The organism is Sphingomonas panacisoli (assembly GCF_007859635.1).
GTDB lineage: Bacteria > Pseudomonadota > Alphaproteobacteria > Sphingomonadales > Sphingomonadaceae > Sphingomonas > Sphingomonas panacisoli.
Window position 1 is genome coordinate 640,454 of the sequence record NZ_CP042306.1, and the last position, 21,768, is coordinate 662,221.

The 21,768-nt window shown below is 66.2% G+C and carries 17 protein-coding genes and 1 pseudogene; 7 read left to right on the plus strand and 11 right to left on the minus strand.

Annotated elements, in window-relative coordinates; translation table 11 throughout:
• The 3 genes from FPZ24_RS03260 to mutS form a co-directional block, all read right to left on the minus strand.
• Entirely contained in the window at window positions 1–2,748 is a 2,748-nt protein-coding gene (locus tag FPZ24_RS03260) for a [protein-PII] uridylyltransferase (protein ID WP_146569696.1), read from the minus strand.
• Window positions 2,749–2,788: 40 nt separating this feature from the next.
• A complete protein-coding gene (locus tag FPZ24_RS03265; RefSeq protein WP_186729026.1) occupies window positions 2,789–3,175 on the minus strand; it encodes a helix-turn-helix domain-containing protein in 387 nt (128 codons plus the stop codon).
• Between the two features lie 64 nt (window positions 3,176–3,239).
• A complete protein-coding gene (mutS, locus tag FPZ24_RS03270; protein WP_146574129.1) occupies window positions 3,240–5,918 on the minus strand; it encodes a DNA mismatch repair protein MutS in 2,679 nt (892 codons plus the stop codon).
• A 213-nt stretch (window positions 5,919–6,131) separates the two neighbouring features.
• Here mutS and FPZ24_RS03275 point away from each other — a divergent pair, with 213 nt between their 5' ends.
• Window positions 6,132–8,390, plus strand: a complete 2,259-nt coding sequence (locus tag FPZ24_RS03275) for an NADP-dependent malic enzyme (RefSeq protein ID WP_146569698.1) — start codon at window positions 6,132–6,134, stop codon at window positions 8,388–8,390.
• Between the two features lie 48 nt (window positions 8,391–8,438).
• The gene (locus FPZ24_RS03280; RefSeq protein WP_146569699.1) at window positions 8,439–9,065 is read left to right on the plus strand and encodes a retropepsin-like aspartic protease family protein; all 627 of its coding nucleotides are present in this window, start codon (window positions 8,439–8,441) and stop codon (window positions 9,063–9,065) included.
• A 133-nt stretch (window positions 9,066–9,198) separates the two neighbouring features.
• On the opposite strand, the gene FPZ24_RS03285 is transcribed toward FPZ24_RS03280, so the two are convergent.
• Window positions 9,199–9,987: an SDR family oxidoreductase gene (locus tag FPZ24_RS03285; protein ID WP_146569700.1), complete on the minus strand. Its 789-nt coding sequence runs from the start codon at window positions 9,985–9,987 to the stop codon at window positions 9,199–9,201.
• 122 nt (window positions 9,988–10,109) lie between these two features.
• Window positions 10,110–11,255, minus strand: coding sequence for an acyl-CoA dehydrogenase family protein (locus FPZ24_RS03290; RefSeq protein WP_146569701.1), 1,146 nt, complete (start codon window positions 11,253–11,255; stop codon window positions 10,110–10,112).
• 124 nt (window positions 11,256–11,379) lie between these two features.
• Here FPZ24_RS03290 and FPZ24_RS03295 point away from each other — a divergent pair.
• The 3 genes and pseudogenes from FPZ24_RS03295 (at window position 11,380) to FPZ24_RS03305 (ending at window position 14,424) form a co-directional block, all read left to right on the plus strand.
• Window positions 11,380–12,211, plus strand: a pseudogene (locus FPZ24_RS03295) (SDR family NAD(P)-dependent oxidoreductase).
• Complete coding sequence (locus tag FPZ24_RS03300; RefSeq protein ID WP_240047587.1) at window positions 12,208–13,686, plus strand: MFS transporter; 1,479 nt, start codon at window positions 12,208–12,210, stop codon at window positions 13,684–13,686. Before FPZ24_RS03295 ends, FPZ24_RS03300 begins: the two are co-directional and overlap by 4 nt.
• A gap of 177 nt (window positions 13,687–13,863) precedes the next feature.
• Window positions 13,864–14,424: a CHAP domain-containing protein gene (locus FPZ24_RS03305; RefSeq protein ID WP_146569702.1), complete on the plus strand. Its 561-nt coding sequence runs from the start codon at window positions 13,864–13,866 to the stop codon at window positions 14,422–14,424.
• Between the two features lie 59 nt (window positions 14,425–14,483).
• Here the strand turns inward: FPZ24_RS03305 and msrB are convergent, their stop codons facing one another.
• The 4 genes from msrB to FPZ24_RS03325 form a co-directional block, all read right to left on the minus strand.
• Window positions 14,484–14,975, minus strand: coding sequence for a peptide-methionine (R)-S-oxide reductase MsrB (gene msrB / locus FPZ24_RS03310; protein ID WP_146569703.1), 492 nt, complete (start codon window positions 14,973–14,975; stop codon window positions 14,484–14,486).
• Window positions 14,976–15,024: 49 nt separating this feature from the next.
• Complete coding sequence (locus FPZ24_RS03315) at window positions 15,025–16,266, minus strand: cytochrome P450 (RefSeq protein WP_186729177.1); 1,242 nt, start codon at window positions 16,264–16,266, stop codon at window positions 15,025–15,027.
• Between the two features lie 95 nt (window positions 16,267–16,361).
• Window positions 16,362–17,588, minus strand: a complete 1,227-nt coding sequence (locus FPZ24_RS03320) for an ABC transporter permease (protein ID WP_146569704.1) — start codon at window positions 17,586–17,588, stop codon at window positions 16,362–16,364.
• A complete protein-coding gene (locus FPZ24_RS03325) occupies window positions 17,588–18,517 on the minus strand; it encodes an ABC transporter ATP-binding protein (protein WP_240047588.1) in 930 nt (309 codons plus the stop codon). The genes FPZ24_RS03320 and FPZ24_RS03325 overlap by 1 nt, the downstream gene beginning before the upstream one ends.
• Window positions 18,518–18,561: 44 nt before the next feature.
• On the opposite strand from FPZ24_RS03325, the gene queG reads away from it, so the two are divergent.
• Window positions 18,562–19,623, plus strand: coding sequence for a tRNA epoxyqueuosine(34) reductase QueG (gene queG, locus FPZ24_RS03330; protein ID WP_146569706.1), 1,062 nt, complete (start codon window positions 18,562–18,564; stop codon window positions 19,621–19,623).
• On the opposite strand, the gene FPZ24_RS03335 is transcribed toward queG, so the two are convergent.
• Together FPZ24_RS03335 and FPZ24_RS03340 are read right to left on the minus strand one after the other, a co-directional pair.
• Entirely contained in the window at window positions 19,597–19,965 is a 369-nt protein-coding gene (locus tag FPZ24_RS03335; RefSeq protein WP_146569707.1) for a hypothetical protein, read from the minus strand. The two genes, queG and FPZ24_RS03335, sit on opposite strands and share 27 nt — an antisense overlap.
• Window positions 19,962–20,642, minus strand: coding sequence for an EI24 domain-containing protein (locus FPZ24_RS03340; RefSeq protein WP_146569708.1), 681 nt, complete (start codon window positions 20,640–20,642; stop codon window positions 19,962–19,964). Before FPZ24_RS03340 ends, FPZ24_RS03335 begins: the two co-directional genes overlap by 4 nt.
• Before the next feature lie 61 nt (window positions 20,643–20,703).
• On the opposite strand from FPZ24_RS03340, the gene FPZ24_RS03345 reads away from it, so the two are divergent.
• Window positions 20,704–21,702: an adenosine kinase gene (locus FPZ24_RS03345; RefSeq protein ID WP_146569709.1), complete on the plus strand. Its 999-nt coding sequence runs from the start codon at window positions 20,704–20,706 to the stop codon at window positions 21,700–21,702.
• Window positions 21,703–21,768: the final 66 nt, after the last annotated feature.

Consider the following 21,768-nt stretch of genomic DNA (forward strand, 5'->3'; position numbering starts at 1 on the left):
TCAAGCCGCTTCGCGGAACGCTTCGCCCGACGCCGCTTCGACCAGCCGCCGTTCGAGCGCCTTCACGCGGCTCGCGGTGTCGATCTTGTCGCCCGTGAGATCGGTCACGTAGAACGTATCGACCGCGCGCTCGCCATAGGTCGCGACATGCGCCGAATGGATCGTCACCTTCGACTGGAACAGTGCGTGCGCAAGCTGGTGGAGCAACGCCGGGCGGTCGCGCGCATTGACCTCGACCACGGTGAAGCGGTTCGACGCATGGTTGTCGATGAACGCCGCGGGACTGATGTCGAACGCCTCGGCGCGGGGGCGAGGCGGGGGTTTGGCCTTGAGCCGGTCGGTCAGCTTGTTGCGATTGGCCAGCGCATCCTCGATCGCGCGCCTCAGCCGTGCCAGCTGCCCGGAGTCGTCGAACGGCCGGCCGAGCGGATCCTGCACGAGGAAATTGTCGAGTGCCATGCCGTCGCGCGTGGTGTGGATGCGCGCGTCGATGATGTTGCCGCCCGCGACGCTGATCGCGCCGGCGATACGATAGAACAGGCCGGGATGGTCGGCGGCGTAGATCGTCACCAACGTCGCGCCGCGGTCGCGCTCCACCGACGTCGCGATCGACAAAGGCGCGGTGCCGGCCCCGGCGATCAGCCGCAGGTTCGCCGCGAGCACATCCTCGGGCTCGGCAACCCAATAGGATTCGGGCAGCTTCTTGACCGTCTTGGCGAACGCCTTCGCATCCCAGCCGAGCGCGGCCGCGACCGATTCCTGCTTGGCGGTGACGCGCTCGCTCCGACCCTTCTGTTTGTGACCGAGCCGCAGTACCTCCTCGGCGGCTTCGAACAGGTCAGTCAGCAACTGCCGCTTCCACCCGTTCCACACCCCCGGGCCGACCGCGCGGATATCGACCACGGTCAGCGTCAGCAGCAGGCGTAAACGTTCCGGCGACTGCACGATCTCGGCGAAATCGAGGATCGTCTTGAAATCCGACAAGTCGCGCTTGAACGCGGTCGCTGACATCAGCAGGTGCGCGCGTACCAGCCACGCCACCGTCTCGGTTTCGGCCGGCGTCAGGCCCAAGCGCGGGCACAGCCGCATCGCGACTTCCGCCCCCAGCACCGAATGGTCGCCGCCGCGCCCCTTGGCGATGTCGTGGAGCAGCACCGCGACGTACAGCACACGCCGCGAGGCGATCTGCTTCATGATCGCGTGGCTGAGCGGATGGTCCTCCTGCAGCTCGCCCTTCTCGATCCGGCTGAGCAGCCCGATCGCGTGGATCGTGTGCTCATCGACCGTGAAATGATGGTACATGTCGAACTGCATCTGCGCGACGACGCGGCCGAAGTCGGGCACGAAGCGGCCGAACACGCCCGCCTCGTTCATCCAGCGCAGCGCGAGTTCGGGATTGTGCCGGCTCGTCAGCAGATCGAGGAACAGCGCGTTGGCTTCCGGATTGCGCCGGATGTCGTCGACCAGCTTGGCGTCGCGCGCAGCGGCGCGCATCGCGAGCGGATGGATTTCCATCTCGTGTCGATCGGCGAGCACGAACATCTCGATCAGCCGCGTCGGCTTCTCGATCAGGAAATTGTCGTTGGGCAGCGCCAGCCGCCCGCGATCGAGCACGAAGCCGTGGAGTTTCGACGGCCGCCGCCTGAGCGTCGGCAATCCGAACCGCCGCCCGCGCGCCGCGAACTTCTCGTCGAGATGCGCCAGGAACACACCGGTCAGATTGCCGACCGCTTTCGCCTGCAGGAAATAATACTGCATGAAGCGCTCGACCTTGGACTTGCCTGGCCGGTCGGCGAACCGCATCCGTTCGGCGATGTCGCGCTGCATGTCGAAGGTTAGACGGTCTTCGGCGCGGCCCGCGATTGCGTGGAGGTGGCAGCGGACCGCCCACAGGAAATTGTCGGCGCGGTGGAATTGGGCGTACTCGGCGCGGCTGAACAGCCCGGTCTCGACCAGCTGCGACGCGGTCTGGACGTTGTAGACGTACTTGCCGATCCAGAAGAGTGCGTGGAGGTCGCGCAAACCGCCTTTACCCTCCTTGACGTTGGGTTCGACGACGTAGCGCGTGTCGCCCATTCGTTTGTGCCGCGCGTCGCGTTCGGCGAGCTTTTCCGCGATGAAGGTGCGTTCGGTCGCGCTCTGGACCTCCGCCTTGAAGCGCCGCGACGCCTCGTCGTACAAATCCTGCTCGCCCCAGACGTAGCGCCCTTCGAGCAAGGCGGTACGGATCGTCACGTCGCTCTTCGATTGGCGCACCATTTCGTCGATGCTGCGGACCGATTGTCCGACCTTCAAACCAAGATCCCAGAGCGAATAGAGCATCGTCTCTACGACCTGCTCGTGCCACGGCGTTTCCTTCCACGGCGTCAGGAAGGCGATGTCGACGTCCGAATAGGGCGCCATTTCGCCCCGCCCGTAGCCGCCGACCGCGACCAGCGTCAGCTTCTCGGCGGCCGTCGGATTGCTCAGCGGATAGAGCCTTTGCGTCGTGAAATCGTAGAGCAGGCGCAGGATCTGGTCGATCAGGAACGCTTGGCTCGCCGCGATCTCCAGCCCGCGCGAGGGGTGCGCGATCAGCCGCGCCTCGATCTCGGCGCGGCCGGCGATCAACGCCGCCTTCAGCGCCTTGGTCGCCGCCTGACGCAGCTTGGTGCGGTCGCTGCCCTCGATCGCGTCGAGCGCTTCCGCCAGCGTGCGCCGGTCGATGATCGCGCGGCGATGCGGCAGGCTGGCGAAGCGCGAGGACATGGAACGTCAGATAGGGGCGAAATCCCGCCCCGTCACGCGTCTAGCGGCGCTTGAACCGGACCGCGTGCACGCGCCGCGCGGGCTGGCCGCTCCAGCCCAGGTCGAAGCGTTCGCGCGCGTCGAATCGCGCCGTCACTTCGTCGCGCAGGCAATCGGTGATCCATTCGTTGGAGATGCCAACCATCCGCGCATAGTTGCGCGCGAAGCCGATCGCGTAGACCGACGCGGCGAACCCGTCGAACCGGCCTTCCTCGATCGCGGTGAGGTGGCGGACCGCGATCCGCGTTTCGCCCGCCACGTCCTGCAGGGTCATACCCATCCGTTCGCGCGCGGTGCGCAGCGTCGGCCCGGCGACCGCCATCGACGGCGTCGGCATCGCCAGCATTCCCGGTCCCGATGCCGGGAACAGCCCTGCCTGGATTTCCATGAGTCGCATCTCCCCCAACCGCGGAGGATCGCACCATTGCCGCAGCGGCGCAATGATCGGGGCGTCAACCGCTGCAGGCGAGAGTCTTGAGACGGTACAATATGTCGAGCGCGTCGCGCGGCGTCAGGGCATCGACGTCGAGCGCCTCGACCTCGGCGCGGATCGCGTCGCATTCGTCCTCCTCGGCCTCAACAGCGGCGGCGAAGAGGGGGAGGTCGTCGAGCCCTGCCGCCAATCCGCCCGTCTTGGCGCGGCCCGCCTCGAGCTTGGCGAGGACGGCCTTGGCGCGCGCGATGGTCGCGGGGGGCAGGCCGGCGAGGCGGGCTACCGCCAGGCCGTAGGAGCGATCGGCGGGACCATCGGCGACTTCGTGGAGCAGGACGAGATCGCCCTTCCATTCCCGCGCGCGGACGTGGTGGAGCGTCAAGGCGTCGCAGCGTTCGGCGAGCCGCGTCAGCTCGTGGTAATGCGTCGCGAACAGGCAGCGGCAGCGATTGTCCTCATGGATCGCCTCGACCACGGCCCAGGCGATGGCGAGCCCGTCATAGGTCGAGGTGCCGCGCCCGACTTCGTCGAGAATGACGAACGATTGCGGCGTCGCCTGCGCCAGGATCGCGGCGGTCTCGACCATCTCGACCATGAAGGTGGAGCGCCCGCGCGCGAGATTGTCCGATGCGCCGACGCGGCTGAACAGCCGATCGACGAGGCCGAGCGTCGCGCTGGTCGCTGGCACGTAGCTGCCGGCCTGGGCGAGGACGGCGATCAGCGCGTTCTGGCGCAGGAAGGTCGATTTGCCGCCCATGTTGGGGCCCGTCACGAGCCACAGCCGGTTGCTCTCCGACAACCCGCAATCGTTGGCGACGAAGCGCTCGCCGGTGCGGCGGACGGCGTCCTCTACCACCGGGTGACGCCCACCGATGATGTCGAAACAGGCATGGTCGGCGAGGTGCGGCCGCGCCCAGCCGCCCTCGGCGGCGCGTTCGGCGAGGCCCGCCGACACGTCGAGCCTTGCCAATGCGTCGGCGGTCGCGGCGATCGCCTCGCGGCTGTCGAGCGCGGCGGCGGTCAAGTCTTCGAGATGTGCTGCTTCGGCGGCGAGGGCATGGCTGCCCGCCTGCGTCACCTTCATCGCGAGTTCGTGCAGTTCGGGTGCGTTGAAGCGCACCACGCCGGCCAGCGTCTGGCGATGCGTGAACCCGCTGTCCGCCGCCATCAGCGGGTCGGCCGCCTTGGCCGGTACCTCGACGTGATAGCCGAGCACGCCGTTGTGGCGGATCTTCAGCGCCGTCGCCCCGGTCCGCGCGCGATATTCGGCCTCCAGCGCGGCGATGGCGCGCCGCCCGCCCGCGCCGACGTCGCGCAGATCGTCGAGTGCCGAGTCATACCCTTCCGCGATATAGCCGCCGTCCGCGGCATCGATCGGTGGCATCGGCACCAGCGCACGCTTGTACAGGTCTATCAGGGCGCCATGCCCTTGAAGACGCGGGACCAGTTGATCGAGCAAGGGTCTTTTAACGTCCGTTCGTCCCCGGACTTGATCCGGGGTTGTCGAAGAACGTGTTTCACGCACCTCGCCAAGATCACGTCCTTCGACAGGCTCAGGACGAACGGGGGAAATGAAGGGGAACAGTCGTTCCGCCAGCAGCCACGCGCCGTCGAGCCCGTCGCGCAACTGGCCGAGATCGCGCGGGCTGCCCCGTCCTGCCGCGATCCGCCCGAGCGCGCGGCCGATGTCGGGCAGACTGCGGAGCGTGCCGCGCAGGCTTTCGCGCAACCCGCCATCGTCGTGCAGGCGCTGGACAAGGTCCAATCGCGCGTCGATCGTCGCCTTGTCCATCAGCGGCGCGCCGATGTCGCCCGCCAGCAATCGCGCGCCCGCGCCCGTCACCGTGCGATCGACCGAATCGAGTAGGCTGCCTTTGCGCTGGCCGGTCTGGGTCTGGGTCAGCTCCAGGCTTTCGCGCGTCGCGGCGTCGATCGCCATCGTCTGCGCGGCACTGGCGACGCGCGGCGGGCGCAGGAAGGGCAGGGCGCCCTTGGCGGTATGTTCGAGATACGCGACCAGCCCGCCCGCCGCCGCGAGTCCCGCACGGCTCAACTGGCCGAACCCGTCGAGCGTCGCGACGCCATAGACGCGCTTCAGCCGCGCCTCAGCTGCCGTGGAATCGAATTCGCTCTTGGGGCGGATCGAGGTGGCGTATTCTTCTACGGTGCCACCCTCGGCAGCGATCACTTCTGCAGCGCCGAGCCGGGCCAGTTCCGCGGGCAATCCGCCGGCGTCGGTTTCGACCAATTCGAACCGCCCGGTCGACACATCCGCCGCCGCCACCGCTATCCCGCCCGCCGTCTCGCCGATCGCGACGCACCAGTTCGCCGCGCGCGCGTCGAGCAAGGCTTCCTCGGTCAGCGTCCCCGCCGTCACCACGCGCACGATCGCACGCGCGACCAGCGCCTTCGACCCGCCGCGCTTCTTCGCCTCCGCCGGGCTCTCAGTCTGGTCCGCAATGGCGACCCGATGCCCGGCCTTGATCAGCCGCTGGAGATAGCCGACCGCGGCATGCGCGGGGACGCCGCACATCGGGATTTTCTCGCCCTCATGCTCGCCGCGTGCGGTCAGCGCGATGTCGAGCACCGCGCTCGCGATCTTCGCATCGTCGAAGAACAATTCGAAGAAATCGCCCATGCGATAGAACAACAGGCAATCGCCAGCCTCGGCCTTTAGCGCCAAGTACTGCGCCATCATCGGGGTGGGGGCGGCGTCGGCCATCGCCTGTCGGTTAGCCCAGCCCAGACGAGCCGCAAACCCGTCCAGCGGCTTTGCTGTGGGTAAAATGTGCGGATTTCCGCTCGGCGGCGTCGTCATCGCGGTGAAACGGCCGCGCGACAGGCGACGGCAAGCCGGTTCCCTTATCGGGGCGCGGCTTCTAAGGATGAGCCAACAGAGAGGTCCTCCCCCATGGCTGAAGAAAAGTCCGTCCAGTTTTCCGACCGCGAAGCGTTGCTGTTTCACTCGGAGGGCCGGCCCGGCAAGATCGAGATCGTCGCGTCGAAGCCGATGGCGACCCAGCGCGATCTGGCGCTCGCTTATTCGCCCGGGGTCGCGGTACCGGTGCAGGCGATCGCGGACGATCCGGCGACGGCGTACGACTATACGACCAAGGGCAACCTCGTCGCGGTGATCTCCAACGGCACCGCGATCCTCGGCATGGGCAATCTCGGTGCGCTGGCGTCGAAGCCGGTGATGGAAGGCAAGGCGGTACTCTTCAAGCGCTTCGCCGACGTCGATTCGATCGACCTGGAGGTGAAGACCGAGGACGTCGATGCCTTCATCAACTGCGTCGAACTGCTCGAACCCAGCTTCGGCGGGATCAACCTGGAAGACATCAAGGCGCCCGAATGCTTCATCATCGAGCAGACGCTGCGCGAGCGGATGAACATTCCGGTCTTTCATGACGACCAGCACGGCACCGCGATCATCACCGCGGCGGGGCTGATCAACGCGTGTCTGCTGACAGGCCGGCGGCTGGACGAGGTCAAGGTCGCGGTCAACGGCGCGGGCGCCGCTGCGATCGCGTGCACCGCGCTGATCAAGGCGATGGGCGTGCGCAACGAGAACGTCATCCTCTGCGACCGGTCGGGCGTGATCTATCAGGGTCGCGAAAAGGTGAACCAGTGGCAGTCGGCGCACGCGGTCAAGACCGACAAGCGCACGCTGACAGAGGCGCTGGAGGGCGCGGACGTGTTCCTCGGCCTGTCGGCGGCGGGGGCGGTCACGCCGGAGATGGTCAAAAACATGGCCAAGGCGCCGATCATCTTCGCGATGGCCAATCCGGTCCCCGAAATCCTGCCCGAACTGGCGAAGGAAGCACGCCCCGACGCGATCATCGCGACCGGGCGCTCCGACTATCCGAACCAGGTCAACAACGTGCTCGGCTTCCCGTTCATCTTCCGCGGCGCGCTCGACGTGCGCGCGACCGAGATCAACGAGGAGATGAAGATCGCTGCCGCGCAAGCCATTGCCGAACTCGCGCGCGAGCAGGTGCCGGAGGAAGTCGCCGCCGCGTACGGCGTGCGTCACTCGTTCGGCCCCGACTACATCATCCCGGCCCCGTTCGACCCGCGGCTGATGGAAGTCGTCCCCGCCGCGGTCGCGAAGGCGGCGATGGATTCGGGTTTCGCGACCAAGCCGATCCTCGACATGGCGGCCTATCGCCAGCAACTCCGTGCGCGGCTCAACCCGACGACGTCAGTGCTGACGCTGGCCTACGAGGGCGCGCGGGCACAGCCCAAGCGCGTGCTGTTCGCCGAAGGCGAGGAGGAAGTCGTGCTCCGCGCCGCGGTCGCGTTCCGCGAGGGCGGGTACGGCACGCCGGTGCTGGTCGGTCGCGACGACGTCCACGATCGCTTGCGCGCGCTCGGGGTCAAGGACGTCGAGAGCTACGAGGTCCACAACAGCCGAACCTCGACGTTGGTGCCGCGCATGGTCGACTTCCTCTACAACCGGCTGCAGCGGCGCGGCTATCTGCGCCGCGATGTCGAGCGGATGATCAACCAGGACCGCAACACCTTTGGCGCGACGATGCTGCAGCTCGGCGAGGCCGACGCGATGATCACCGGCATCACGCGCACCTATGCCCAGACGATGCGCGAGGTCCGCCGCGTCATCAATATCGAGCCCGGCCGCACCGCGTTCGGCATCCACGTCATGGTCGGCCAGAGCCACACCGTGTTCATGGCCGATACGACGATCAACGAGCGGCCGACGGCGGAGGAACTTGCCGATATCGCCGAACAGACCGCCGCGGTCGCGCGGCGGATGGGTCACGAGCCGCGCGTCGCGTTTCTCAGCTATTCGACGTTCGGCAACCCCGAGGGGCGCTGGCTGGAGAATCTGCGCGCGGCGGTCGGGGTGCTCGATCAGCGCCAGGTGAGCTTCGAATATGAAGGCGAAATGGCCCCCGACGTCGCGCTCAACCCGAAGCAGCTGGCCAACTATCCGTTCTCGCGTCTGTCCGGCCCGGCCAACGTGCTGATCATGCCGGGGCTGCAATCGGCGAACATCTCGGCCAAGCTGCTGCGCGAACTCGGCGGCGACGCGGTGATCGGGCCGATGCTGGTGGGCATGGAAAAGCCCGTCCAGATCGCGCCGATGACCTCGACCGCGAGCGAATTGGTGACGCTGGCCGTGCTCGCGGCAGGCGGAATCGCGCGCTAGCGAAATCGCGTCAGGCAGCATACATCTGCGTCATGGCAGGTAGGTGTCATGGCTGACGGTTTCGGCGGACCCACGCCGCTCTATCTGTTGATCGGCGGCGCGGTCGTCGTGCTGCTGCTCGCCCAGCGCTTCCGCGTCGTCGGGCGAATCGTGTCGTTCGTGTTCATGCTCGGCGCGATCGGGCTGGCGCTGCTGCTGATCGGCGAGCGCGGGCGGTTCGACCCGACTTTCGCGCGGATCGCGTCGTTCCTGCGACTTGACCAGGGCCAGGAAGTCGTCGGCAGGGAAATGCGCATCCCGATGGCGAGCGACGGGCATTTCTGGGTGACCGTGCGGTTCGGCGACATCGAGCGTCGGATGCTGGTCGACAGCGGCGCGACCGTGACCGCTTTGTCGAGCGCGACGGTGGAGGCCGCAGGCATCAAGGCCGACCGCAGCCCGTTCCCCATGATAATCCAGACCGCCAACGGATCGATCCGCGCGACCACCGCGAGCGTGCCGGAACTCCGCATCGGCAACATCGTCGCGCGCGACTTGCCTGTCGTCACCTCGCCGGCGTTCGGCGACATGGATGTGGTGGGGATGAACTTCCTGTCGCGGCTGAAGAGCTGGCGGGTGGAGGGGCGGACGTTGATCCTGACCCCGAACCACCCCCAGGCCGGCACTGCCAGCTAACGTCGTCATCCCCGCGAAAGCGGGGACCCATCACCTGACCTGGCGCCAGATTGTGACGGACGTATCCGGGGAAAGCGCACGAGATGGGTTCCCGCTTTCGCGGGAATGACGGCTCGATTTTGGAAGCCTCAGGCTACGCGTCGATCGACGTCCCCAACGCAGCGTTGACCAGCCCGCCATCGACGACCAGCGTGTCGCCGACGACGTAATCCGACGCCCGGCTGGCGAGGAAGATCGCGGCGCCCGCCATGTCCTCGTCGGTGCCGATCCGGCGCATCGGGATGCCCTTCGCGACCTGATCGCCATGATCGCGTGCGGCCTTGTTCATCTCGCTGGCGAACGCCCCGGGGGCGAGGCTGGTGACGATGATCGCATCCTTTATCAGCCGCGCTGCCATGCGCTTGGTGAGGTAGATCAGCGCCGATTTCGACGCGTGATAGCTGTACGTTTCCCAAGGATTGAGCCGCAGGCCGTCGATCGAGGTGATGTTGATGACCTTCGACGGGCGATCGTAGCTAGACCGCGCCTTGAGCATGCCGTGCAGCGCCTGGGTCAGGAAGAACGGCGATTTGACGTTGAGGTTCATCACCTTGTCCCAGCCGCTTTCCGGGAACTCCTCGAACGGTACGCCCCACGCGGCACCGGCATTGTTGACCAGGATGTCGAGATGATCCTCATGCTCGGCGAGCGCCGCGGCCAGCGCCTTGCAGCCCTCGACGGTCGAGACGTCCATCGGCAGCGGGATGCAGTTCGGGCCGAGCTCGGCGGCGGTTTCCTCGCACGCCGGCGCCTTGCGCGACGAGATGTAGACCTTCGCGCCTTGCGCGATGTAGCCCGCCGCGATCATCTTGCCGATCCCGCGCGACCCGCCGGTGATCAGCGCGACGCGCCCCTCCAGACTGAAGAACTTGCTCGTGTCCATGTCGGTGCTCCCTTCAAAAGCACCGTCATCCCAGCGCACGCTGGGATCTCAGGCCTCCAGCGTGACCAAGTGGTCGCGCCGCCGCATGAGACCCCAGCTTGCGCTGGGGTGACGGCTAAAAACTACCCCCCGCGCTTGATCGTCTCGCGCGCGATGATGATCTGCTGGATCTGGCTGGTGCCTTCGTAGATGCGGAACAGCCGGACGTCGCGGTACAGCCGCTCGATTCCGTAATCGGCGATGTAGCCGGCGCCGCCGTAGATCTGCACCGCGCGGTCGGCGACGCGGCCGACCATCTCGCTGGCGAAATATTTGGCGGCGGCGGATTCCATGACGACGTCCTTGCCGGCGTCCTTGGCGGCGGCGGTTTCGAGCACCATCGCGCGGGCGACGAGCGCCTCGGTCTTCGAATCGGCGATCATGCCTTGGATCAACTGATGCTCGGCGATCGGCTTGCCGAACTGCTTGCGCTCGGTCGCATAGGCGACGCAGTCGGCGATCAGCCGCTCGGCCACCCCGACGCATACCGCGCTGATATGCAACCGCCCGCGATCGAGTACGCGCATAGCGATCTTGAACCCTTCGCCTTCTTCGCCGAGCCGGTTCTCGACCGGCACGACCACGTCGTCGAAGATCACGTCCGCGACCTTGGCACCCTTCTGCCCCATCTTCTTCTCGGGCTCGCCGATCGACACGCCGGCGAGGTCGCGGGGTACGAGGAACGACGAGACGCCGCGCGCGCCGGGATCGTCACCGGTCCGCGCCATCACGGTGAACAGGTCGGCCTTGTCGGCGTTGGTGATGAAACGCTTGGTACCCGACAGGCGATACGCCTGGCCGTCCCACACCGCCTTGGTCTTTACGGCACCCGAATCGGAGCCCACATCAGGCTCGGTCAAGGCGAAGCTGGTGATGATCTCGCCGCTCGCGATCTTGGGCAGCCATTCGGCCTTCTGCGCGTCGTTGCCGGCCATGACGAGACCCTGGCTGCCGATCCCGACATTGGTACCGAAGGTCGAGCGGAACGCCGGTGTCGTACGGCCGAGCTCGATCGCGACCTTGGCCTCCTCGAGCATCGTCAGTCCGAGCCCACCATAGTCCTCCGCGATCGACAGGCCGAACAGGCCCATCTCCTTCATTTCGCGGATCACGTCGTCGGGAATCGCGTCGTTCGTCTCGACCTCGGCCTCGAGCGGGCGCAGCCGGTCGGCGACGTAGCGGCGGACCGTATCGATCAACGCATCGAAGGTTTCGGTGTCGAGCGCCATTCTGCCCTCCCTGTCACTCGCCCGAGCGATGCCGCAAAGTGCCGGCACTCGCAAACCCGAAATTCGAAAAACGCTGATTGACCGCTTTCGGCACCCCCCTATGCTGACCGGAAAGGAGAGTTGGATGCGATTTCAGGGCAAGCGTGCGGTCGTCACCGGCGGCGCGTCGGGTATCGGTCGTGCGACCGCGCTTCGGCTCGCCGAGGAGGGCGCCGAGGTGTTGATTGGCGACCTCGACGTCGCGGGCGGGCAGGAGCTTGCCGAAACCTCGAACGGCCGCATCCGCTTCCAGAAGACCGACGTCATGCAGCCGGCGGAGATCGAGGCGCTGATGGCCGCCGCCGATGCCGCGGGCGGTCTCGACGTCGTGTTCAACAACGCGGGCGCCGCGGGCAGCCGCGACAAGATCGACGCGATTTCGGGCGACGATTGGGACCGGACGATGACCTTGCTGCTCAAATCGGTGGCGATGGGCATCCGCTACGCCGCGCCGTTGATGGCGAAGCGCGGGGGGCGGGGCGATCGTCAACACGTCGAGCGTCTCGGCGTTGGGCAGCGGTTATGCGCCGACCGCGTACTCGACCGCGAAGGCCGGCGTGCTGCACCTGACCAAGGTTGCCGCGGCCGATCTCGCCAAGAGCAATATCCGCGTCAATGCAGTGATCCCGGGGTTCATCACCACCAACATCTTCACCTCGGCCTTGGGTCTGGAGGGGGCGGTGCGCGACCATGTCAACGGCGTCATCGCCCAGACCGCCGCCAAGGCGCAACCGGTCCAACGCGCCGGCCGGCCCGAAGACATCGCCGCCGCGGTCGCTTTTCTCGCGAGCGACGATGCGGCTTTCGTCACGGGCACGCACATCCTGGTCGATGGCGGCATGCTGATCGGTACCCGCGCGAGTTGGGACGACAGCGTGCCCGGCCTGTTCTCCGCACTCGAGGCCGCATCGGCGTGAGCGACCCGACGATCGACGCTGCGGGCGGCGTCGCCATCCCCGTCCAGCGGCGCCTGAAGACCAGCGTAACGATGGCCTACGGCTTCGGATCGGTCGCCTATGGTGCGAAGGATGCCGCGTTCGGCACCTTCCTGCTGATCTACTACAACCAGGTGCTCGGGCTGAATTCGTTCAAGGTCGGGCTGGTGATCATGTGCGCTCTCGTGTTCGACGCGTTCATCGACCCGATGGTCGGTATCTTGTCCGACCGGACACGCAGCCGCTGGGGCCGCCGCCATCCCTGGCTCTATGCTTCGGCGCTGCCGATCGCGATCGGCTGGATGGCGCTGTGGAATCCACCGGCCGGCAGCGAAGCGTTCCGACTTGGTTGGCTGTTCGTGACCGCGGTGATCACGCGCAGCGCCGTCAGCTGCTTCGAAGTACCCAGCCAGGCGCTAACGCCCGAACTGACCACCGATTATGACGAGCGCACGCGGATCACCGCGTACCGTTATCTATTCGGCTGGGCTGGCGGGCTGAGCATCGTTCTGCTGGCATATGGGGTCTTTTTGCTGCCGTCGAAGGACTATCCGATCGGGCTGTTCAACCTAGTCGGCTATCAGCGGCTGGCATTGTCCGCTGCGGCACTAATGGTAATTGCCATCCTGGTCTCGGCCTATGGCACGCATGGCGAGATCAGCCGCCTGCCGAAGGTCGAGGTACAGCCGCAATCGTTCGGTGCCGTGCTCAGCGAATTGTGGCAGACGATCCACAATCGCGGGTTCCTGGTGCTGATACTCGCCGGGGTATGCGCCTACACCAATCAAGGCGTGAGCTACGCCTTGGCGAACTATTTCTACGCTTATGCGTGGCAGTTGAGCCCCGGTGCGCTGCAGTTATTGCCGCTGACGTTGTTTGTCGGCGCCGGAGCGGCGTTCGTCATCGCGCCGCGCGTGAGCCGCAATATGAGCAAGCCGCGCGCGGCTTGCTCATTCGTCATCGCCGGCACCACGTTCCACCTGCTGCCCTACGTCTTGCGATTTGCGCATCTGCTACCGCCACCCGGCCCAGAGCGCGTGACGTTGCTCTATCCGCTGTTCGCGCTGTCGACGTCGCTTACCGTGTCCTCGTTCATTCTCGGTGCGTCAATGATGGCGGACGTCGTCGAGGAATCGCAGTCGCGCACCGGTCGTCGCAACGAAGGTGTGTTTTTCGCGGGGTCGTTCTTCGTCCAGAAATGCACGTCGGGGCTCGGCATCGCGGTCGCGGGTACGATTCTCGCGCTCGCCGGTCTGCAGGATAAGATAGATCCTGCCACGGCGCCCGCAGAAAAGGTCGATCACCTCGTCATCATGTTCGTCGGGATTTATGCGGCGCTGGCGACGGTCGCGGCCTTCATGTTCACGCGATTTCCCTTCGGCCGTGCGGAACACGAAGCGCGCTTGGCGGGGCTGGCGGCCGCGGAAAACGAAGGAATGCCCCACGTTTCGGACTAGCGATTCGCTTTGCTGCACCTGCGAAGTAGGACAGTGTTCCGAACCCATTAGGGCGCTCATCGGCGACTCCACACAGTTCGTCGTGAAAGGTTCCGTTCATCGCCCCGACAGGGTTTTCATGTCGCTTTTGTCCATCTAGCCCATCATCAACAGTTCACGACGACCTTCGGGGGGTCCATGAAATTCGGTGGTTTTGCGGCGCGTTTCGCGCTGATGGCGGTGTGCGCCCTGATGACGGTGGTGCCGGCCCAGGCTCGGTTCTGGCAGTGCGCGCCGTATGCTCGCGAAGTGTCGGGCATCCAGATTTTCGGCAACGCCAACACATGGTGGTCGCAGGCCGCCGGCAAGTATGAGCGCGGCGATACGCCCAAGGTCGGCGCCGTCCTTTCGTTCCGGTCGACCGGCCACATGCGGCTTGGCCACGTCGCGACGGTCGCGGCGATCGTCAGCGACCGCGAGGTCCTCCTCAACCACGCCAACTGGTCGCGTCGCGGCGGGATCGAATACACCGCGCGGGCGGTGGACGTCTCGGCGGCGGGCGATTGGAGCCAGGTCAAGGTCTGGTACGGTCCGCAAGGCGGCCTCGGCACCACGACCTATCCGACCAACGGCTTCATTTACGGCAACGGCGCGCCGAAGGGCGACGACCAGCTCGACAATGACGGGCCCCAGCTGCCCTCGCTGCAGATGGCCAGCGTCACCAAGGGCAGCGGCCGCATGATCGGCGTCCGCGACTAAGCCGATCCGACCGAGATTTCGAAAGCCCCGTCCCGGACCAGCCGGGGCGGGGTTTTTCTTTACGCCTTGCCCGGTGCGAAGGTCATCGCGAGGCCGTTCATGCAATAGCGCAAGCCGGTAGGCTTCGGGCCGTCGTCGAAGACATGGCCGAGATGCCCGCCGCACCGTCGGCAATGCACTTCGGTCCGCGACATGCCGAGCGACCCGTCGTTGCGCGTCCGGATCGCGTTGGCCAGCGGTTGCCAGAAGCTCGGCCAGCCGGTGCCGCTTTCGAACTTGGTTTTCGACGAATAGAGCGGCAGTGCACAGCCCTTGCACGAGAAGATTCCCGCGCGATGCTCGTTGTTGAGTGGGCTCGAATAGGGACGCTCGGTATCCTCGTGGCGCAGCACTTCGTAGGAAGCCGCGCCGAGCTTCTTGCGCCATTCGGCGTCGCTCATCGTCACTTCGAACTTTTCGGGCGGCTGGGCGGGCGCCGCGTTGCAGCCGAACAGGATCAGGCTGGCCGCGCCGGCGCCCGTCAAGTTCAGGAATTCGCGTCGATTGGTCATGCAATACCTCCGTCGTCCGTAGATACGAACGACGGACGCAATTGGTTACTCAATATTTGCTGATCTCGACCGGCATCTTGCGATAGCCGTGGACGAAGCAGGCCGAGACGCGCTCGACTTCACCGACCACGTTCACGCGCATGCGGCGCTTGGCCATTTCCTCGAGCAGGACGCTGACCTGCAACTCGGCAAGCCGCGCGCCGACGCAGCGATGGATGCCGTGCCCGAACGCCAGGTGACGGCGCGCATTGGGGCGGTCGACCTGGATGTCGTCGGCATTGTCGCCGAACACGCTCGCGTCGCGATTGGCCGACAGATACCAGAGCGCCAGCTTCTCGCCCGCCTTGATCATCTGCCCACCGAGTTCGTGGTCCTGCGTCGCGGTGCGGCGCATATGCGCGAGTGGGGTCTGCCAGCGGATGATTTCCTGCACGGTATTGCCGATCAGGCCGGGGTCGGCCTCGACCTTGGCCCGCTCGTCGGGGAACAGGTCCAGGCCATAGGCGATCGCGCTCATCGTGTTGCGCGTCGTGTCGTTGCCGCCGACGATCAGCAGGATCAGGTTCCCAAGGAACTCGTACTGATCCATTTCCGACATGGCGTCCGAATGGATCATCATGCTGATCAGGTCGGGCGTCGGCTCCTTGCCGACCTTCTGGTTCCACAGATTGCCGAAATACGCGCCGCACTCGAACATGTGCTTGAGACGTTCCTCGCGCAGTTCGGGCGTCTTCACTAGCTCGATATCGCCCGCCCAGTCGGACCAGAAGGTCAGCTTGCGGCGGTCCTCCCACGGGAAATCGAACAGGATCGCCAGCATCTGTGTGGTCAGTTCGATCGACACGGTATCGACCCAGTCGAACTCCTTGCCATATTCCAGCGTGTCGAGGATTTCCGCGGTGCGGCGGACGATGTCGTCTTTCATCCGCACCATCTCGCTGGGCGTGAAGGCAGGAGCGACCGTGCGGCGCTGGCCGGTATGCTTGGGCCGGTCCATCGCGATGAACATCGGCATCTTCACGTCGCTGTCGGGCATCATGTCGGCGAGCGTGATGCCGCCGGCTTCGGACGAGAAGATTTCGGGGAGCGATTCGGCCTCGACGATCGGCTTGTAGGTGGAAACCGACCAATAGGGGCCGAAATCCGATCCCTCGACGCGATAGACCGGGGCCTTTTCGCGCAATTCCTCGAACGGCGCCTGCCAGGTGTCGTCGCGGTAGAGTTCGGCACGGCTAACGTCGAGCGGATCGATCGGACCGTCATACTTCAGCGCAGGCGCGCTCTTGACCATGTCCATGACCTCTGCCTGCGATTTGGTCGCCATTGCCCACTCTCCCGTTTTGCGCAGTCAATCCAATACTTACACAAATGTCAATAGTGACGCCCTCAGCGAGCCTTGGATCGCTTGGCCCCGCTACCCGATTTGAGCACCCCGCGCCTGAACCAGCTCGCGCCGAGCCAGATCACCACCGACACCCACAGCAATTGCCAGGCGATCGCGACGAGGTGGGGCCACAAGGCCGGCGAGTTGGCCGCCTGCGCCGCCATCGCCATCGGCGAACTGAACGGAAAGATTTCGGCGGCCAGCGCGATCGTACTGCCCGGGTTCGCGGCGGCGGCGGTCGAGAGCCCGACCATGCCCATCTGCACCATCGTCATCGGCAGCGACATCATCTGCAGTTCGCGCTGGGTCGATGCCTGCGCACCGAGGATCAGATACGCCGCGCCGACCAGCAGATACGACATGACGAAATAGACGAGGAACAGCAACGCGAACATCGGCTTGCCCACGGCGGGCGCGACCTGCGTCAGGCCCGCCGACATGCCCGCGGGCAACAGGCTGGTGACTTGCGACACCACCGTTCCCCAGAAGCCGACGAACAGCAACGCGACGCCGAACATCCCGATCAGCTTGCCGACGAACACCGATTCGAGTGGTACCGCTGCGGCGAGGACTTCGATCACTTTGTTGTTACGCTCCTCGGCCATCGTGCCGATCGTAAGGCCGGCGAGGAACAGGGTAAGCATGAAGATCGCGACCACCGCGAACATCGCTGCGGTGCTGTGGCCGGTGACGGTCACCTGGGTCTGCGCGACATGCACCTTCGTCGCGGTGCTCAGCCGCGCGGTCGATCCGATGCGGTCGCTGCGCAGCACCTGCTCAGCCAGCGCGGCGAGATAATTAGCCTCGGTCCGCGCGCGGTTGCCGTAGAAAATGTGCGGCGCCTCCAGCGAGCCGTACAGCACCGCATCGACATCGCCTTCGCGGCTGCCGATCAGCGTGCGCGCCTGCGCTTCCGGATTGGGCTGCGGCAGCTGGAATTCGACCGGCGGCGGCGCATCGCCGCGCGCGAACATCTCGCGCAGTTGCGCGTCCGCTGCCTGGACCGCCGATGCGCGGTCGGGCGCGATCAGCACGACCAGCTTGCTGCGATCGATCGCGCTCTGCGCCATCGACGACGCGCCCACGCCACCCGCCGCGCCGAACGCGATCGTGAGGAGTGGGGACAGCAGGAAGATCAGGAAGGTTGGGGTGAAGACGGTCGCGATGAAATCGCGCCGCGCGATGGTGAGCGACTGGCGGATCGAGCGGCGGAGCGAACCGGCGGCCATCACAGCGCCTCCGCTTCGGCGTCGGCCAGCGCCTTGGCGCCGACGATCTTAACGAACGCGTCGTGCAGTCCCGGCCGTTCGATCGACAGCCCGGTCACGCCATGCCCCGACTGGGTCAGCAGGCGCAGCATGTCCTCGATCCCGCCATCGGGTACCGAAAAGATCCATTCGGACCCGTTATGCCGCGCATCGGCGGGCAGGATGCGCGCGATTCCGGGATCGTCGCGTTCGGGCGTGTAGTGTGCCTGCATCGGCAATTGCCCACGCGCGTCGTTGACCGTGCCCTCGAACCGGCGTTTGCCCCCCGCGATGATCGCGAGGCGGTCGCACAACCGCTCGGCATGCGCCATGACATGAGTTGAAAACAGCACCGTCGCGCCGCGCGCCTGTTCGCCGCGGATCAGCTTTTCGAGGTTTTCCTGATTGACCGGATCCAGTCCGGAAAACGGTTCGTCGAGAACCAACAAGTCGGGCTGATGCACGACTGAGCCGAGCAATTGGACGAGCTGCGCCATGCCCTTCGACAGTTTGCGGATCTTGGTATCGACCGCGTAACCCAGCCCGGCATTCTCCATCAGTTCGACCGCGCGCTTGCGCCCGACGCCCCACGGCAGTCCGCGCAATGCGCCCATGAACGCGATCGCCTCGCGCGCCTTCATCGCCGGATAGAGCCCGCGCTCCTCGGGCAGATACCCGACCTGATCGCTCGCCTCGCGCGGGCGATCATGGCCGAGCAACGTGCGCTCGCCCTCATCGGGCTCGATGATACCGAGGAGCATGCGCAAGGTCGTCGTCTTGCCCGCGCCGTTGGGACCGAGCACGCCGTAAATCGTGCCGGCCGGGACCTGCAGGTCGATCCCGTCGACCACGCGCCGCCCGCCGAATTTCTTGACGAGCCGATGGGCGGTGACCGCCAGAGTTTGTGACACGCAACCTATCCCTTTGTTCTTGTGGTTCGTGGTAGCGGGGCGGGGTGGATCACGAAAGGCCATTCGAGGAACGGTTGCGGGCCGAGGCGTTAACGCTTGGTTTCGCCGCGATCGGCGTCGCCCGCGCCGATGCCGCGCCGCTGGCCGGCGAACGCCTGCGTCAATGGCTGGGCGAGGGCGCGCATGGCGAAATGATCTGGATGGAGGAACGCGCGCATCATCGCGCGGCGCCCGCCGGACTGTGGCCTGAGGTGAAGAGCGTGATCGCGCTGGGGATGAGCTATGCGCCGGGTCACGACCCGCTGGCGCTGGCGGGCGAGGGGGATCGCGGGCGGATTTCGGTCTACGCGCAGGGCGCCGACTATCACGACGTCGTGAAGCGCGCGCTGAAGGCACTGGCGCGGTGGATCGTCGCTGAGGCGCCGGGCACCGATCTCAAGGTCTTCGTCGACACGGCCCCAGTGATGGAAAAGCCGCTGGCGGAGGCGGCGGGTTTGGGGTGGCAGGGCAAGCACACCAATCTGGTCAGCCGCGATCATGGTAGCTGGCTGTTCCTCGGCGCCATCTACACGACGCTGGATCTCGCGCCGGAACGGCCGGGCAGGGATCGCTGCGGGTCGTGCGATGCGTGCCAGCAAGCGTGTCCGACCGACGCTTTTCCCGCGCCGTACCGCCTCGATGCGCGGCGCTGCATCTCGTACCTGACGATCGAGCACAAAGGGCCAGTGCCGGAAGAATTTCGCACCGCGTTGGGCAACCGCATCTATGGCTGCGACGACTGCCTGGCGGTCTGTCCGTGGAACAAGTTCGCCGATGCCGCCGCCGCCAACCGCGCCTTCCTGCCGCGCGCGGAATTCGTCGCGCCCGCGCTCGCGGAACTGCTCGCGCTCGACGATGCCGGGTTCCGCCAAGTGTTCGCCGGGTCGCCGATCAAGCGGATCGGACGCGACCGAATGGTGCGCAACGCGGCTTATGCGGCGGGGAATAGCGGCGACGCGGCGCTGACCGCGCTACTATCAGGGCTGGTCAATGATCCTTCAGAGGTCGTGCGGGACGCAGCGAGTTGGGCGCTCGATCGCCTACTTTCCGCCTCCCCGCCGCGCTAGCGCGGCGACGCAGCTGGCGCGGTCGATCGGGCTGCCGTCGGGCTGGCGCGTATCGAGATAGGTAACGGTCGATTCGCCGCCGCTCTTCGACGGGTAAAGATAGGTGTCGAGCACGCAGATCGGCCCCTTGAACTGCAGCTTGCGCGCATTGCCTTCGCGAACGTCTGCGTCGGGCGTGCCGAACGTGCGGGTCAGTTCGGCGGCGCTTTGCCCCATCACGCGTTCGAGCCCGTTGGTCGGGATCGGCCGCGCGACCGGAGCGGGCAGCACTGCGGGCCGCGGCGCCGCCTCCCCGCAACCGGCGAGCAGCAACGCCGTCCCGAAAATCACCGCCCGCGTCATCGCCGTCTCCCATGGAATTGATGCGTCGCCATCGCCGCGCCAAGCACGGGCGCGATCAGATTGACGATCGGCACGCTCAGCAACGCCGCGACGATCACGCCTAGGTCCCACCGTGACCAACGCGTATCGCGCGCCCATTGCTTCATGTCAGCGTTCGACAGGTGCCGCGCCGCGACCATTTCGCCCAGATCGGCGCCGAGCAGCCAGCCGTTAGCCGCGTAGAACAGCAATGGCGTACCGAACCCCGTCACCAGCAGCACGACATAGACCGGCGCCAGCACGATATTGACCAGCAACGCGCGTACCGCCGACCGCACGCCGAGCGTTATCGACCGCGCGACGGGCACGTGATGCGCGCTCGCCAGTGCGTCGGGGTAATGCCGCCGCTCGACCGCAATCACGATCTCGTCGCCGAACAGCCAGATCACCGCCACCGCGATCGCGCGGAACAGCACCCAGCCGAACAGCAGCATCGCCAGAAACCCGCTGATCGCGGCAAGGTTGCCGGTCCCTTCGTCCCAGCCTAACTGGTCGATCACCAGCCAGCGCGTCGCGAACCACAGCCCCGCGCCGAGCAGCAGGAACGCGACGAGCGTCAGCAGGATGGTCTTCACGAACACGCGCAGGATCGCGGGGTCGGTCAGATCGCCGAGCGACAGGAAGAACGCGCGGATCATCGTTGCGCGGCTGTAGCCTCGGGGCTAGGGCGCGGCCAACCTTTTTCCCGGAGAACCCATCTTGTCCAACCCGACCTATGACGTCGTCGCGATCGGCAACGCGATCGTCGATATCCTCTCGCAAGCGACCGACGAGTTCATCGTCGCCGAAGGGATGACCAAGGGCGGCATGCAGTTGATCTTCGATCCTGCCGCGGCCGACGACCTCTATTCGCGGATGGGGCCGGGGCGCGAAGTGTCGGGTGGATCGGCGGCGAACACCATCGCGGGGCTCGCCGCGCTTGGCCACGCGACCGGCTTCATCGGCCAGGTCGCCGACGACCAGTTGGGCAAGGTCTTCGCGCATGATGTCCAGGCGCTCGGCGTGCATTTCGAGACCGCGGCGGCGACCGGCGGCGATCCGACCGGGCGGTGCCTGGTGCTGATCACGCCCGACGGCCAGCGCACGATGAACACTTTCCTGGGTGCGGCGCAGTTCCTGCCGGAAGCGGCGGTCGACCAGGCGACGATCGAGGCGGGCGCGATTCTCTATCTCGAAGGCTACCTTTGGAACGCCGACCAGTCGCGTGGCGCGATGAAGCGCGCGATTGCGATGGCACGCGACGCGGGACGCAAGGTCGCGTTGACCCTCTCGGACGTGTTCGTGGTCGAAGGGCATCGCGCGGAATTCTTCGAGCTGATCGACGCCGGACAGATCGACATCCTGTTCGCCAACGACAACGAAGTCCGCTCGATGATGCAGGACGAGGATATCAAGGCGGCGGTCGAAGGTCTGTCGGCGCGCGTGCCGCTGCTGGTCTGCACCCACGGTGCGGCCGGGGCCGAAGCGCACAAGGATGGCGAGCACGCGCGGATCTCCGCCGAGCCGGTCGACGACGTGGTCGATACGACCGGGGCGGGCGACCTGTTCGCGGCCGGCTTCCTGGCCGGGCAGGCGCAGGGCCGCAATCTCGAAACGTCGCTCCGCATGGGGGCGATCTGCGCTGCTGAGTGCATCTCGCACATCGGTCCGCGCCCGGTCGCCGACATCAAGAAGCTGGTCGCCGACAAACTCGGCTGATCCTTCTCGACCGTGCAACGAGAAAGGCCGGGGAGCGATCCCCGGCCTTTTCGTTAGTCCGTACCG

What these genes read in the sequence shown, in the direction of transcription:
- FPZ24_RS03260 (WP_146569696.1), bottom strand. Translation starts at nt 2,748, where the DNA reads ATGTCCTCGCGCTTCGCCAGCCTGCCGCATCGCCGCGCGATCATCGAC.
- FPZ24_RS03265 (WP_186729026.1), bottom strand. Translation starts at nt 3,175, where the DNA reads ATGGAAATCCAGGCAGGGCTGTTCCCGGCATCGGGACCGGGAATGCTG.
- mutS (WP_146574129.1), bottom strand. Translation starts at nt 5,918, where the DNA reads ATGATGGCGCAGTACTTGGCGCTAAAGGCCGAGGCTGGCGATTGCCTG.
- FPZ24_RS03275 (WP_146569698.1), top strand. Translation starts at nt 6,132, where the DNA reads ATGGCTGAAGAAAAGTCCGTCCAGTTTTCCGACCGCGAAGCGTTGCTG.
- FPZ24_RS03280 (WP_146569699.1), top strand. Translation starts at nt 8,439, where the DNA reads ATGGCTGACGGTTTCGGCGGACCCACGCCGCTCTATCTGTTGATCGGC.
- FPZ24_RS03285 (WP_146569700.1), bottom strand. Translation starts at nt 9,987, where the DNA reads ATGGACACGAGCAAGTTCTTCAGTCTGGAGGGGCGCGTCGCGCTGATC.
- FPZ24_RS03290 (WP_146569701.1), bottom strand. Translation starts at nt 11,255, where the DNA reads ATGGCGCTCGACACCGAAACCTTCGATGCGTTGATCGATACGGTCCGC.
- FPZ24_RS03305 (WP_146569702.1), top strand. Translation starts at nt 13,864, where the DNA reads ATGAAATTCGGTGGTTTTGCGGCGCGTTTCGCGCTGATGGCGGTGTGC.
- msrB (WP_146569703.1), bottom strand. Translation starts at nt 14,975, where the DNA reads ATGACCAATCGACGCGAATTCCTGAACTTGACGGGCGCCGGCGCGGCC.
- FPZ24_RS03315 (WP_186729177.1), bottom strand. Translation starts at nt 16,266, where the DNA reads ATGGTCAAGAGCGCGCCTGCGCTGAAGTATGACGGTCCGATCGATCCG.
- FPZ24_RS03320 (WP_146569704.1), bottom strand. Translation starts at nt 17,588, where the DNA reads ATGGCCGCCGGTTCGCTCCGCCGCTCGATCCGCCAGTCGCTCACCATC.
- FPZ24_RS03335 (WP_146569707.1), bottom strand. Translation starts at nt 19,965, where the DNA reads ATGACGCGGGCGGTGATTTTCGGGACGGCGTTGCTGCTCGCCGGTTGC.
- FPZ24_RS03340 (WP_146569708.1), bottom strand. Translation starts at nt 20,642, where the DNA reads ATGATCCGCGCGTTCTTCCTGTCGCTCGGCGATCTGACCGACCCCGCG.